This window comes from Neisseria sp. HMSC067G12 (genome assembly GCF_001812725.1).
Taxonomy (GTDB): Bacteria; Pseudomonadota; Gammaproteobacteria; order Burkholderiales; family Neisseriaceae; genus Neisseria; species Neisseria perflava.
In genome coordinates, this window is the sequence record NZ_KV810226.1 from 143066 (window position 1) to 157580 (window position 14515).

A 14515-nucleotide genomic window follows, 5' to 3' on the forward strand; every position below is an offset into this window, starting at 1 on the left:
GCGACTAGAATATGCAAAATCTTATACTTCTAATAATGTTATTTGCGACTGAAAACAAAAATTTTGCATTAAGATTTGAAAATAATATTGTTATTTGAGACTAAATTATAAGAAAGCTAATTGAGTTTGGGTTATTGATAAAGGGTATTAACTAATTAAGATTGTCTTCCTTTTAACCATTTTTCTACTACACATATAAAACTATGCCAATCCGTAAAATTCCTAAAAACTATCGAAATATTACAGGCATTGCTCCATTTAACAAAGCTGTAGGCATTGCAGCTTATGAGTCATCTTTGGAGCGTGATTTTTTAACTCTGCTGGAATTTGATTCTAATGTACAGCATTTCGAAGTACAGCCTATCGCGATTGAGTGGTTTGACCCAACAGGAAAGAAGCATATCTATACCCCTGATGTTTTGGTTCATTATCAAAATGATGTAATTATTTACGAAGTAAAATATCGTAGCGATTTACGTAAAAACTGGCGTGAACTCAAACCTAAATTTCAGGCTGCCTTACATTTTTGCAAATCACACGGTTGGCATTTTAAACTGATTACAGAGTTAGAGATTCATACTGATTATTTATGCAATGTACGCTTTTTATTGCCATATCAACAAAATGGCTTATCTGGCGAATATAGCGAAGCATATATGACTTTATTGGATGAATCGTTACGCGAATTGAAAAAATCCACACCTAAACAGCTTATTCAACAGACTTTTCAGGATGAATACAATCAAGCAAAATTATTGCCTGTATTGTGGTACTTAATTGCAGAACGAAAAATTGGCGCAGATTTAAATCAACCACTCACTATGCAATCCGCTATATGGTTTAAAAAATGAAAGCAACTTTAAATGTGAATGTCGGTGCAATGGTTTTGTTTCAAAACAAAATCTGTGTAATTACAGCAGTCCTGGATTTAGAAACATATCAGTTACGCGATAGTGTAACCGGTGCAGATTACCAAGCAAAATTAGCGGATCTATCAACAGTCCAGAGTGCTGAATTAACCCACTTAGATAGTATTCCTGAGCAAAAATGGCAATTAGCTCAACAACATTTCGATGTAATTGAGCCACTTATCCGAAATCCAAAACGTAGTAAATCTGATGTTCAAGCGAGAGCTGCCGAATGCGGTGTACATATCAGTACGGTTTATCGCTGGTTAAAAAGTTATAAGGAAAGCGGCGTTCTGACTGCTTTAACACGTAAGCAGCGTAGTGATAGTGGTAAAACACAGCTTTCTGATGATGTAGAACAGCTTATCAGGCAAGTATTGGAAGTGGATTATTTAAGCACACAACGTAAATCAATACAGAAAATCATTAGAGAAATTACACGGCGTTGCCATAAACAAAATTTACCAGCTCCTCATGCTAATACCATTCGTTCTCGAATCAAAAATATTGCGCCTCAAATTAAAACTGCTAAACGGCTAAGCCATAAAGCAGCAGAAATGAAATTTTCTCCTTTACAAGGTAGCTTTCCAAATGCCGATTATCCGCTTTCAGTGGTACAAATAGATCATACAAAGTTAGACATTATTTTAGTCGATGATGTATATCGTAAGCCTATTGGTAGGCCGTGGATTACGCTGGCGATTGATGTGTTCAGCCGAATGGTTACGGGATTTTATGTGTCATTCGATCCACCAAGTGCATTATCTACAGGTTTGTGTTTAGCACATAGTATTTTGTCTAAAGAAAGCTGGTTGGCAAAACATGGAGTGAAAGGGCGGTGGCCCGTGTGGGGTTTGCCACGCAAAATTCATTTGGATAATGCAAAAGAATTCCGTGGCAAAGTGCTGGAAAAGGCGTGTAAACAATACGGTATTGAAATTGAGTGGAGGCCTGTGGCACGTCCTCATTTCGGAGGACACATTGAGCGTTTACTGGGTACGATTTTGGATGAAGTCCACGGTTTAACTGGTACTACTTTTGCAAATACACAACAAAGAAAAGATTATGCTTCCGAAAGCAAGGCGGCATTAACGCTAACTGAATTTGAAACGTGGTTAACACTATTTATTTGTGATGTTTATCATCAGCGTACTCATTCTGGATTGGGAATCTCACCGTTAGCCAAATGGAAATCAGGTGTATTAGGAGATGATGTTTCTTTAGGAACAGGATTACCTGATAAAGTGGTTGATGAGACACTATTGCGCTTGACCTTTATGCCGTTTGAAATGCGAACGGTGCAGCAATATGGGGTAGTTATCCATAAAATCACTTATTGGCATGACGTTTTACGACCGTGGATTGCAGCAACTAATCCGACTAATCCTAGACAGGCTCGCCAGTTCATTTTTCGCATAGATCCACGTGATTTGAGCGTGATTTGGTTTTATGACCCAGATTTATTGATGTATTTTCCAATACCTTATCGGAACAGTTCGAATCCGGTTATCAGCATTTGGGAGTTACGAGAGATTCAGAGACAATTAAAAAATGAGCAGAAACAGAATATTGATGAGAACATGATTTTTGCAGCATACGGACGAATGCGAGAATTGGAACAGCAAGCTCAAGGTAAGACTAAAGCCATCCGTCGCGCTCAACAACGTCGCCAATTAGATCAAAGTACTCGAGCATCTTTACCTATGCCTCAAATTGATTCGAGGAATATTATATCGTCTGAAAATGAGGAAAATATGTTTGATGATATTCAGCCTTTTGAAGATTTGGACGATTTATCATGAATTATCCTCACCTTTCTCCCAAAGCAGAAGAACAACTAAAGTATAGTGATATTGAGCGCATTGAATACATACGTTCCCCACGTTGGATAGGTTATCCGCAGGCTCAACAGATTTTGGTAAAACTGGAAGATTTGCTAAGTTTCCCGAAACAAAACCGTATGCCTAATATGTTGTTGGTTGGTGATACTAATAACGGTAAAACCATGTTGATTAAATATTTTTTGCGGCAACATCCAACCCATGATAATCCACATGGAAATGGTATTATCGCACCAGTAGTGATTATTCAAGCACCGCCTATACCTGATGAAAGCCGTTTTTACAATGCTATTTTAGATTTACTGTTTGCCCCCTATAAAACTCATGACAGGACAGATAAAAAACTTGCCCAAGTGCTTCATTTGCTCAAATACGTTAATACTAAAATGTTGATTATTGATGAAATCCACCATATCCTTTCCGGGAGTTTGAATAAGCAGAAAACGTTTTTAAATGTAATTAAATACTTAGGAAATGAATTACAAATTCCGATTGTAGGTGTAGGTATTAAAGACGCATATCGAGCCATTCAAACTGATGCACAGTTGGCCAACCGTTTTGAACCTGCGGTGCTTCCTCGTTGGGAATTAAATAAGGATTTTATGCGTTTATTGATGAGCTTTGAACGGATGCTGCCGCTTAGTCAACCGTCGGATTTACATGAAATTTCGTTGGCTACAAAGTTATATGCCATGAGTGAAGGATATATTGGAGAGCTTTCTCGTTTGCTGACACAAGCTGCTGTAGCCGCTATTCAACAACAAACTGAATGTATTAACGAAACAATCTTAAATTCAATCAACTGGATTAGCCCAAGCCAACGTAAACGTCAATTGGATAAACTCAGATGATTTTACCCGCTCATCCGAAACCTTATCCTGATGAATTGTTTACATCATGGTTGGTTCGCTTAGCACATGCAAACGGGTTGAAAGTACAAACCTTCTGTCATTTGCTATTTCCTAATTATGAGATATGGAATAGGGATATAGATCGCCATACTCCTGACTGGTTGGTCAATACATTGGCTGAAAAAACAGGCTGTTCAACCATTCGAATCAAAACAACCACATTAGATAGCCTACAAGGTCGATTATTTGACAAAAACAATTTTTCAGGACAATTGACGTGGATAAACAGCCTTAAAGCCAATCACCGTAAACGCGATAATAATGCTATTGTTTATTGCCCGCTATGTCTAGCTACTGACAATGAAACATATTTCCGAAAATCATGGCGCATAGCCCTATATACATTTTGTCCAATACATCAAATCATGATGCATGATTGCTGTCCTAAATGTGGTATATATGTTGCTTTTCACCGACAAGATTTAGGTAAACCTAATTTGCAGCGCTTTACAGAGTTGAAATATTGTTGGAATTGTCAATATGACTTGAGCAACAGTCCTTGTGAGAATGTTATTTTCTTTAATGATGAAATCAGGCTGCAATGGCAAAATTGGTTAAACCGAATTGCTAATCTTGATTATCTTTTTAACCAATCTGAAAAAGAACAACTAAAAATTCTGCATCACTTTTTGGCGATTACTACATCAAAGAAGCTTGCACCGGATTTGTACTCTTATTTGTGCAAGCAAATACATCAGACTCCAGTTCAATTAGAACGTTCTCGTCGACTGAGTTGGGAAAGTCGCAGTTTGGTGGAACGACACAGCACGATTTATTCTTGTATGTGGTTGTTGCAAAATTATCCGAATAATTTAATCCAAGCATGGCATGATAAAGTAATTCGATATAACCATTTACTGAAAGATTTCCGAGATTGTCCTGATGATTTTCGTCAAATTGTTTCTCAAATGAATAGGAATATTTATAAGGAATTATATCGGAAGTTATGAGTTTTTGATGAGGTCGAAGTAGATTAGCCTCTAATTTTAAGCGTGCTGTCTGAAAGATAGAATAAAACCTACTAAAGAGGTGGGTTATGGGCATCATTTGGCATTATCAATACGAAAGAATTTATCTTCAGAAGTCAAAAATAAAACTGTATCTTTTTCCAAATCAGGATAATCTTTAATTTTATCGTTAATAATAGGAATAATTAATTGGCCATTTTGTTGATTTGCCAAGTTGAATAATACAGAAATCTTCTGAATATCAACAACTTCGATTTTATCTTGAGTTGCAAATAACGGTCTTCTAAGGTTTTTATCATTGCAAAAGGCCATATAAGCTAAATCAAAGGCCATTACTACTGCTTGTTTTTCTCCTGAGCCTGGGTTGTGGTTAAACTCATCTATTTGAAATTTAAATATGTTAGTATCTTTAGTTAGGTTGAATGACAACAAGTATTTTTGGCCGGTTAACTGTTCGGTATATTTGGAAAAGTAGAAATTGAATATTTTCAAATTCTCATCTAGTAGTTCAGTATTTCTATGCATTTCTTCTACGAGATTATCTAATTTTTCCTTTAGTTCTTTTGATTCTCCAATGTAATGGTTTAGCTCTTCTAATAATGCGTCTGCTTCTCCCTTTTCTTTGTATTTGGTGGCAATCCTGTCGTTGAGTTTAGTGTATTCACGTAATGAGCCAGTTTGTCCTAATTTATAAAGTAGCCGATTATATTCGTCAGTCAAATAAGAACGCTCGTTTTCCAACTCAGAAATACGAGTATCGCTTTTTTGTATGCTTTTTTTAAGAAAAGCGATTTCGTTTTTCAGCATAGTATTATGAAAATTAACTACTTCATCAAAAGTCTTTGCTAATTCTTCGTTATAAAAATTTGCTTCCTCATAGAGATATTGCAAAGTACTACCGTTTGCAGATACTGCGTCACGCTCTAACCGCGTAATTCTTTCGTTTGCACCGTTCCGTTTTAAACGTTGTTCTGCCAGTAATTGTTCGTTTTTGTTTAATTGAATTTGAATATTCTCTAATTGCGCCGCTTCTTCGTCATATTTATCGGAAATATTAAAAGCATTGCGCTGAGCTTCTAAATCATAAAGTTCACCTTCAATCAAATTGATTCGTTGCTTCAATGAGCTAATGCTATTACGCTTTTCCAATACGTAAAGTGCATTTTCTATACTTCGCTGTTGCTTCTCTACTTCGGATTTTTTACTTAACAGATTTGTTTGATTAAAGCCGAATAAAAACAGATGAATTTTTTCATATTCAACATTTTTGCAAAAACTTCCATTGAAATATAATATCTTATCAATTTGGTTGTCCCGCTGGCGGATAAATTTTCCAAGTAATTGGCGTAGAGTAGGTTTGGGGTCGGTAAAATTAAACAAAAGCTCTTTCAGCTTTAGGTCAAACTCTTCGTGCTTGTATTTTTTGCCATCAATATAGTTAGTAATTTTGCTTCGAGCGGTTAGATCAAGACAACGTTCGATAATGATTTCATCGGATGCATCAAAAGAGTGTGAAAGTGTAAGTTTGAATGTAGGTTTTTCTTTTTTGAGAAAATCAACAACTAGGCGGTTTTCTGTTTTAAATTCAGAATCGGTGTAAATAGCTTTTGCGTCTTTACCTGCCAAGCAAAAATCAAGACAGCGAATTAGGGTAGTTTTACCTAAACTATTGGAAGAGTTTTGTTGGTTTTCATCCGAACTGCCTAAGATGATATTAATGCCTTTTTTGAAGGTTACTTCCCTAATGGTCTTACCTGTTTCACTAGTTAGCGTAAATTTTTTTAGAAACATTTTTTTAATCTTCCATCACCATTCGAATCAATTAAGCCTGCCAGAAACAACCAGTCAAGTGTTAGCATGAATTGAGGAAAGCTGACATTCAGCTGGTTACCGTATTTTTCAAACATTTCTACAGCATAAAATGGCTCCGTGGATTCACGAAGTTTACCTATTAAATAAGCCCCTACAGAGTAAAGGCTTTTTTGGGGTTCTGTCCTATTGAGAAGCATAGTCGGATGGTGGTTTGTCAAAAATTTTGCATTCTGCAAATATATAGAATACCACAAATTCAACAGCTTTTTGTTCTTCTAGAGCAAGTCTTGTGTTCTTTCCAATTAATGCAGTTTCAATTTCGGAACAGACTTTTTCAATAATTTTATCTGCAGAACAATTAGTATTTTTGCGGCGTATCTTACGATAATAATGTTTAATATGCTGGGTAATGCTTGTTTCACATGCAGGATCTACTTCAGAAAGTATTTTGATTTGATTTTTAACATAGTGATACCCCTCCTGGAAGTCTTCTAATGGATCAAAATAAGAAATTTCATTAAAGTTAATTTTATTTTCGATGGTATAAGATTTTGTATCTATTGGAGTAAATTCTTCTCCATTTTGAGCGTTTTTATATATTCCGCTCAGCACCTTTTCAATCGCTGATAAAATATCTACATCGGTGTTTTGATAGTAAGTAATGTTATTAATAACATCCCCACCAGCTTGTATATTATTATTTCCGCTTATATCTTGCTGATGTTTTCCGCCAATCATGGTTTACCCTTTCGTTTGATAATGTTTTTCCCCGCTTGCTGATTATTATCGCCTTGAATAGATTGATTTATAATATTGTTTTTTTTATCATGTTTTGACTTTTTGAACTTAAAAAGCGTTGCAATTAGACCTATAACGGGAAAAACTACACCAACTATCCAAGCAATTGTTACTCCTATATCTGATTTAATCCATTGAATAAATTGTTCCATATTTTTTCCAAGTTCAAAGTTTTTAATACAATCTAAACTGAATACCCCATTAAAACATGTACCAGCTTTAGGGGCTGAAAACTTATTTTTTAAAATCTAAATTATTCGTAAATTCAAAAACTTTTTCGCTAATTTTCCGTGCAAAACTCGCAATATCTTTATGCGTATGTTTTAGAGTAGTAATTTGCAAACTAGTTCTTTTGGGAATTTTATCCCAAATTCCTCGTTTTTTTGCCAAGACGTATAACAATTGACCCAGATACTTCATCTCGTCATTTGTCTCAAAATAAATAATTGCTGTAACGAAATGCTCACTTTTCCGAGCTTGAATTTCAATCAACCAAAATGTCCTATCTTTATAATCAATTTTTCCTAATAATACCTTACGCCTTGTTTTGGTTTTGGAAACAAGATACGACCATTGGGCTTTATGGGTTGAATCAGTTAATGGAACAAACTCACAAGCCGGAGAGCTGGACATATAGATAGCTGCTTGAATATTTGAATATTCTTCATTCAAATGTTCGATAGCCCGTACGGAATTTTCAAAAGTTGCAGCTAAGGCATCTCTATTGTGTTTTTCGGATTGGGTATTAAATGTGCTAATGGACGCAGGTGCAATTGTAGTTTGGCCCCATGTACCTAAATCCGCGCCTAAGCCGGTTACATTCATTTGTTCATTTATAACAAGTTTCTGTGCTTTGTATTCATTAAACGGTTTTTTGGGTTTTTCAATCTTTTTACCGATCAAATCTGAAAAGCAATTTATGTTTAAGTCAAATTGTAATGTTGATACGCAAGTGTCTGATTCATATTGATTTTGGATAATGGAGTTTCCTTTGAGACTGGAAGTTCGTCCCTCTCTTCGATACTCTTTCTTTTCATCATCAGGTATATCTGTTTTCTTATCTCCCTTTCGGTTGTCATTATTCCTATCAACAGAAATATCGGGAAAAGGAGCCGAACAAGAACAAATCTCCGTAACTAAGAATCTATCAACAATTTTAATACCGCGAACCACTAAATTAGTTGAATTGATAAATGGGAAATTGGTAGATAATAATGTAGTTGGTTGTTCGTTAAAACCTATTTTTATTAGGGAGTTTTTAATCTGAAAGAATCCGGATAAAGCAATATCTGAAGTCAATATTCTTGCTAAAATAAAGGCCTCTTGATCTGTATATTGCTGTGGTAATTTAATGACTACCTTGTCTGTTTCATTATCTATCGCATATGAAATTTTTGTAATTTCTTCTGGATTAGAAAATGTTAAATGAGCTAGTCTAGTTGAACAGGCATAATAAAAACGGATAATTTCTATTACTGGAATAATTATTCCATTTTTGTAATTCTCATTTTGAATTTTTAAGCAAGAAAAAGGTACTTTTGCATCTGTTGCAAAATTTTTCTGCAACAATAGTTTGCATTCTTGCTCTCTTCCGCTTGAATCTAAATATTTTATTTTGTAATTGCTATTAATTATTTCTACTGTATTTGCATTTATTTCAATATTTTTAAGAGTAACTATATCTGTAACTGCTTTATTATTTTGAAGTTTTCCTTTTATCCAAAGAGATCCAACTCTTAAAATAGGAAGCAAGCCTATATTAACAGGAATCTTTTTTAATTGATTATATTCTGGAATTTCTCTACCAGAATTATCAAATCTAGCAAAGTTATATACAGAATTATCATGAAAGTTAACTGGGCGTAAATAGACTTCAATAAACAGGTTATTGTTATTTTTCAATTGGGAAAAAATCTTCCCTAACCTATCAATTCGCCACAATTTATTATCATGTGGGAATTCGGCAATTTCAATAACTGGTTGTTGATCCATATTTGCCCAGTCGAACTTATCGTTATAAAGTCGCAAATAGCGTAGTTCAGTCGCAAATAGCGTCAGAATTCACATCAGAATTCACATTAAACCTTAGTGGTGGCTGCAACCGCCGTGGGTTTCACGCAAAGCTTCGGCTGCTTGTTCGTCTGCGTGGTAGCTGGAGCGAACCATTGCGCCGATCGCGGCATTAGTAAAGCCCAATTCGTATGCTTCTTTTTCAAAAACTTTAAATTGGTCAGGCGTTACATAGCGTAGGACGGGCAGGTGGCCGTCTGAAGGTTGCAGATATTGGCCGATGGTAATCATCTCGATATTGTTGGCACGCATATCGCGCATTATTTCGCGTACGTCCTCGTCTGTTTCGCCCAAGCCGACCATGATGCCGGACTTTGTCGGGATATGGGGCATCATTTCTTTGTAACGGCGCAGAAGCTCGAGGGAGTGTTGGTAATTGGCACCCGGACGGGCTTTTTTATACAGGCTTGGATGGGTTTCTAAGTTGTGGTTCATCACGTCGGGCGGTGTTTCTGCCAAGATTTCCAGTGCGATGTCCAAACGGCCGCGGAAATCGGGAACAAGGATTTCGATTTTGGTATTCGGGCTGGTTTCGCGGATGGCTTTGATGCAGTCGGCGAAGTGTTGGGCGCCGCCATCACGCAGGTCGTCACGGTCGACGGAAGTAATCACGACATAGCGCAGGTTCATGGATTTAACGGATTCGGCCAAGTGTTTAGGCTCGTCAGGATCCAGCATATTGGGGCGGCCATGACCAACGTCGCAGAACGGGCAGCGGCGGGTACAAATATCGCCCATGATCATGAATGTGGCCGTACCCTTGGTAAAGCATTCGCTGATATTTGGACAAGATGCTTCTTCGCACACGGTATGCATTTTTTGTTCGCGAAGAATGTTTTTGATTTCAAAGAATTTCTTGCCCGGTAATTTGGCGCGGATCCATTCGGGCTTTTTCAATTTTTGTTCCAATGGAACAACTTTAATCGGAATGCGTGCAGTTTTATCTGCGCCTTTCAGTTTGATGCCGCGTTTGGGGTCGTTTTTTACTTCTTCACTCATGGTGATGTGTTCTTTCTGTCGTTATAAAGGCCGTCTGAAAAGCTTATCGTAGTCTTTATGACCTAAGGGCTTGTGGGTTCAGAGGGGCAGTTAAAAGATGGCGTTGGGGCTGAATATTTTCAGACGGCCTTATGCCAGCTCTTTTTGTAAATGCTTGGTCAGTTTGTCTGCAACTTCTGCCAAACTGGGTGCCGGAGAGACATAGTCGGCAATTTGGGTCATTTCCATACCGGCATAACCGCAGGGGTTGATATGGGTAAACGGACTTAAATCCATGTTCACATTAAGCGCCAAGCCGTGGTAAACGGAGCCGTCTTTGATACGCAGGCCCAGGGAAGCGATTTTACGCTCGCCGACGTAAACGCCGGGACGTTTGGGATCTGCGGCTGCTTCGATGCCGTATTCTGCCAAGGTGGCGATGATGCTGTTTTCAAGTGCGGAAACGATATGGCGGACGCTGGTTTTACGGCGTTTGAAATTGATCATCGTATAGACAACCAGTTGACCGGGGCCGTGATAGGTAATTTGACCGCCTCTGTCAATTTGGACAACGGGAATATCGTCGCGAATGAGGAGGTGTTCGGGTTTTCCGGCCAAGCCTTGGGTAAATACGGGCGGATGCTCGACCACCCATAATTCGTCTTCGGTGTTTTCGTCACGCGAGGCATTAAATGCCTTCATGGCTTCGAAAGTCGGCAGGTAATCGACCAAGCCTTTGTGCACGATTTTCATTACAGCACCACTTTTACCAATTCGTGTGAAGTCAGGTCGCGGTAGATATTGTCGAGCTGCTCTTGGTTATCGACATTTACTTTGACGGTTGCGCTGGTGTAGTTGCCTTTGCTGCTTGGGCGCGTAGTAATGTGGTGCGGCTCGGTATCGGGAGCGTGTTTGCGCACGGTTTCCAAAATGGCGGATTCAAATTCGGGATGAACTGCGCCCATAACTTTCAAGGGGAAAGTGCAGGGGAATTCAATCAGTGATTTTTTTTCAGTTGAGTCTGTCATGGTTTACTGCCTTGTTTGGTTTGCTCGGGCCGTCTGAAAAGTTTTCAGACGGCCCGAAATCCGATATATTTTATCGTAAACGTCCATATCGGGCTATTAAAAATGATGTTTTCGAAAATAGGTGCGGATAAGCTGTTTTTCAAGTCTTGAAATGCAGCGCTTCAGCCCAATTTTGAGCTACATTCTGATTTAACAATGATTGAGATTTCTAACTATGCCGATAAAAGACAAATATTTTGAGGAATACAGTGCGCTGGCTACCTTGCCTTTACGCGATGTCGTGGTGTATCCGCATATGGTATTGCCGCTGTTCGTCGGTCGTCCTAAATCGATTGCGGCCCTTGAGGCGGCAATGGCCAATGATGATCCGGTTTTCCTGTTGGCCCAGCTTGACCCTAATACAGAAGACCCTAAAGCTGAAGATTTGCACCAGACCGGTACAGTCGCCCAAGTTTTGCAGGTTTTGAAGCTGCCTGACGGTACCGTTAAAGTATTGGTAGAAGGTATTCGTCGTGCGCGTGCGTTGACGGTTGATGAAACAGGCGGATTGTTTTTGTCTCATGTTGAGGCGATTGATGAGAATAGCGACAAAGACAATCCTGAAATTGAGGCCTTGCGCCGTACTCTGCTGACTCAATTTGAGCAATATGCGAAGTTGAACAAAAAAATTCCTGCCGAAGTTATCAGCACCATCAGCAGTATCGATGACAACAGCCGTCTTGCCGATACTATTGCCGCGCATTTGCAGCTGAAATTGGAGCAGCGTCAATATGTGCTGGAGACTGCCGGTATTGTTGACCGTTTGGAATTTCTACTGGCGCAGTTGGAAGCCGAACTCGACATCATGCAGGTTGAGAAACGCATCCGTGGCCGCGTGAAACGTCAAATGGAAAAATCCCAACGCGAGTATTACTTGAATGAGCAAGTGAAAGCGATTCAGAAAGAGTTGGGCGAAGAGGACGAGCGCGACGAGCTGGATGCGCTGGAAAACAAAATCAAAGAAGCAGGCATGAGCAAAGAGGCTGAAGAAAAATGTCTGTCTGAATTGAAAAAACTGAAAATGATGCCGCCGATGTCTGCGGAATCTACTGTCGTGCGCAACTATATCGATACTTTGCTTGAGCTGCCGTGGAAGAAAAAATCCCGTGTCAGCAAAGATATTGCCAAGGCTGATTTGATTTTGAATGCCGACCACTATGGTTTGGAAAAAGTCAAAGAGCGCATTTTGGAATATTTGGCTGTTCAAAAACGTATGGACAAGCTCAAAGGCCCGATTTTGTGTCTGGTTGGTCCTCCGGGGGTGGGTAAAACTTCCTTGGGTGAGTCGATTGCCAAAGCCACAGGTCGCCAATATGTGCGTATGGCCTTGGGCGGCGTGCGTGATGAAAGCGAAATCCGAGGCCACCGCCGTACCTATATCGGCTCTATGCCGGGCAAAATCCTGCAAAACATGGCGAAAGCGGGTGTGAAAAATCCATTGTTCCTGCTGGATGAAATCGACAAGATGGGCAGCGATTTCCGCGGTGATCCGGCCAGTGCATTGCTTGAAGTGCTGGATCCTGAGCAAAACAACAAGTTCGCCGACCACTATGCCGAAGTCGATTATGATTTGAGCGATGTGATGTTTATTGCCACTTCAAACAGCTTAAATATCCCGACTCCGCTGCTTGACCGTATGGAAATCATCCGTCTGTCCGGTTATACGGAAGACGAAAAAATCAATATCGCCATGCAATACCTTGTGCCGAAACAAATGAAGCGCAATGGTGTGAAAGAGGGCGAGTTGGTGGTTGATGAGAGTGCAGTGCGCGATATTATCCGTTACTACACCCGCGAGGCCGGTGTCCGCTCGTTGGATCGCGAAATTGCCAAAATCTGCCGCAAAGTAGTGATGCAGGTTACTTTGAATGAGGACAAGAAAAAAGCGTCCAAATCCAAAACAGTAAGCAAGGCCAAGCCTAAAGCGATTAAAGTTACTGAGAAAAATCTGCATGACTATCTGGGCGTGCGCCGTTTCGACTATGGTGTGGCCGAAAGCGAAAATCGCATCGGTCAGGTAACCGGTCTGGCTTGGACCGAAGTCGGTGGCGAGTTGTTGACCGTTGAGGCGGTTGCCTTGCCGGGCAAAGGTACGATTCAATGTACCGGCCAACTGGGCGATGTCATGAAAGAATCGGTATCGGCCGCATGGTCGGTTGTCCGTTCACGTGCTGAATCAGTGGGTCTGGCTCCTGATTTTTACGAGAAGAAAGACATTCACGTCCATGTACCTGAAGGTGCGACGCCGAAAGACGGTCCGAGTGCAGGTATCGCCATGACTTTGGCGATGGTTTCTGCCTTTACCAAAATTCCGGTGCGTGCAGACGTGGCGATGACCGGCGAAATCACTTTGCGTGGCGAAGTCTTGCCGATTGGCGGTTTGAAGGAAAAACTACTGGCTGCTTTGCGCGGCGGGATCAAGCATGTATTGATTCCAAAAGACAACGTCAAAGATTTGGAAGAAATCCCTGAAAATGTCAAAACCGGTCTGACCATTCATCCGGTCAAATGGATTGATGAAGTGTTGGCTTTGGGCTTGGAAACTCAGCCTGAGCAATGGGCGGCTGAATTGGCGGTTGCCGAGACCCCGCAAACTTCTAAGGCGAAGTCAAGAACAAAAGCAACCAAGCATTAAGTAGGCCGTCTGATGTTGCAAAAAATGTGGTTTTGCCCTGAATGCCACAAAAATAGGGCAATTCCACATCTTTTACTTGACATGATAATTTCAGAATTGCTATAAAGTGCGTATGTGCTTTAAAAGTGCTTAAGCCCCGAGTATTCGGGCATTTCATCATTTTTTACGATAGGAAGGGACTAATTGTGAACAAGTCTGAATTGATCGAAGCAATTGCTCAAGAAGCCGGCATTTCCAAATCTGCTGCGCAAAAAGCTTTGGATGCTACTACTAATGCCGTAACCAACGCGTTGAAAAACGGCGACACTGTTACTCTGGTCGGTTTCGGTACTTTCTACGTCGGCGAACGCGCCGAACGTCAAGGCCGCAACCCTAAAACTGGCGAGCCTTTGACTATTGCTGCCGCTAAAACTCCTAAATTCCGTGCCGGTAAAGCATTGAAAGACGCTCTGTAATTTAGAGTCTTTCCCTGAATGGGAATAAAAAACCGATTTGATTCGGTTTTTTATTTTGAAGGCCGTCTGAAA

General features: G+C 39.8%; 13 protein-coding genes. 6 read left to right on the forward strand and 7 right to left on the reverse strand.

The features are described from left to right. The first annotated feature begins 203 nt into the window (after nt 1–203). From HMPREF2871_RS10670 to HMPREF2871_RS11625, 4 genes are read left to right on the forward strand one after another with little or no spacing between them, the layout of a single operon-like run. Complete coding sequence (locus HMPREF2871_RS10670) at nt 204–851, forward strand: heteromeric transposase endonuclease subunit TnsA (protein ID WP_049344793.1); 648 nt, start codon at nt 204–206, stop codon at nt 849–851. Next, nucleotides 848–2710, forward strand: a complete 1863-nt coding sequence (locus HMPREF2871_RS10675) for a Mu transposase C-terminal domain-containing protein (RefSeq protein WP_009311767.1) — start codon at nt 848–850, stop codon at nt 2708–2710. The genes HMPREF2871_RS10670 and HMPREF2871_RS10675 overlap by 4 nt, the downstream gene beginning before the upstream one ends. Next, the gene (locus HMPREF2871_RS10680) at nt 2707–3600 is read left to right on the forward strand and encodes a TniB family NTP-binding protein (protein WP_009311766.1); all 894 of its coding nucleotides are present in this window, start codon (nt 2707–2709) and stop codon (nt 3598–3600) included. Before HMPREF2871_RS10675 ends, HMPREF2871_RS10680 begins: the two co-directional genes overlap by 4 nt. After that, nucleotides 3597–4610: a TniQ family protein gene (locus HMPREF2871_RS11625; protein WP_009311765.1), complete on the forward strand. Its 1014-nt coding sequence runs from the start codon at nt 3597–3599 to the stop codon at nt 4608–4610. The genes HMPREF2871_RS10680 and HMPREF2871_RS11625 overlap by 4 nt, the downstream gene beginning before the upstream one ends. 93 nt (nt 4611–4703) lie before the next feature. On the opposite strand, the gene HMPREF2871_RS10690 is transcribed toward HMPREF2871_RS11625, so the two are convergent. The 7 genes from HMPREF2871_RS10690 to HMPREF2871_RS10725 all read right to left on the reverse strand — a co-directional run bounded on the left by HMPREF2871_RS10690 (nt 4704) and on the right by HMPREF2871_RS10725 (nt 11314). After that, a complete protein-coding gene (locus tag HMPREF2871_RS10690; protein WP_009311764.1) occupies nt 4704–6419 on the reverse strand; it encodes a DUF2326 domain-containing protein in 1716 nt (571 codons plus the stop codon). 204 nt (nt 6420–6623) lie between these two features. Beyond that, the gene (locus HMPREF2871_RS10700; protein ID WP_049344795.1) at nt 6624–7178 is read right to left on the reverse strand and encodes an ABC-three component system protein; all 555 of its coding nucleotides are present in this window, start codon (nt 7176–7178) and stop codon (nt 6624–6626) included. Next, nucleotides 7175–7390, reverse strand: coding sequence for a hypothetical protein (locus tag HMPREF2871_RS10705; RefSeq protein WP_049344796.1), 216 nt, complete (start codon nt 7388–7390; stop codon nt 7175–7177). The genes HMPREF2871_RS10700 and HMPREF2871_RS10705 overlap by 4 nt, the downstream gene beginning before the upstream one ends. An 82-nt stretch (nt 7391–7472) precedes the next feature. Beyond that, the gene (locus tag HMPREF2871_RS10710) at nt 7473–9230 is read right to left on the reverse strand and encodes a hypothetical protein (protein ID WP_049344797.1); all 1758 of its coding nucleotides are present in this window, start codon (nt 9228–9230) and stop codon (nt 7473–7475) included. A gap of 93 nt (nt 9231–9323) precedes the next feature. Further along, nucleotides 9324–10307, reverse strand: a complete 984-nt coding sequence (lipA, locus tag HMPREF2871_RS10715) for a lipoyl synthase (RefSeq protein WP_003683323.1) — start codon at nt 10305–10307, stop codon at nt 9324–9326. A gap of 129 nt (nt 10308–10436) precedes the next feature. Then, nucleotides 10437–11039 carry a lipoyl(octanoyl) transferase LipB gene (gene lipB / locus HMPREF2871_RS10720; protein ID WP_049344799.1) on the reverse strand — a complete coding sequence of 201 codons (603 nt, stop codon included), beginning with the start codon at nt 11037–11039 and terminating at the stop codon, nt 10437–10439. After that, nucleotides 11039–11314: an HP0495 family protein gene (locus HMPREF2871_RS10725; protein ID WP_049344800.1), complete on the reverse strand. Its 276-nt coding sequence runs from the start codon at nt 11312–11314 to the stop codon at nt 11039–11041. Before HMPREF2871_RS10725 ends, lipB begins: the two co-directional genes overlap by 1 nt. Nucleotides 11315–11528: 214 nt before the next feature. Between HMPREF2871_RS10725 and lon the strand changes: the two genes are divergently transcribed. Next, on the forward strand, nt 11529–13988 hold the full coding sequence (gene lon, locus HMPREF2871_RS10730) for an endopeptidase La (RefSeq protein ID WP_049344801.1): 2460 nt from the start codon (nt 11529–11531) through the stop codon (nt 13986–13988). Between the two features lie 185 nt (nt 13989–14173). Beyond that, nucleotides 14174–14443 carry an HU family DNA-binding protein gene (locus HMPREF2871_RS10735; protein WP_003683413.1) on the forward strand — a complete coding sequence of 90 codons (270 nt, stop codon included), beginning with the start codon at nt 14174–14176 and terminating at the stop codon, nt 14441–14443. The last annotated feature ends 72 nt before the right edge of the window (nt 14444–14515 follow it).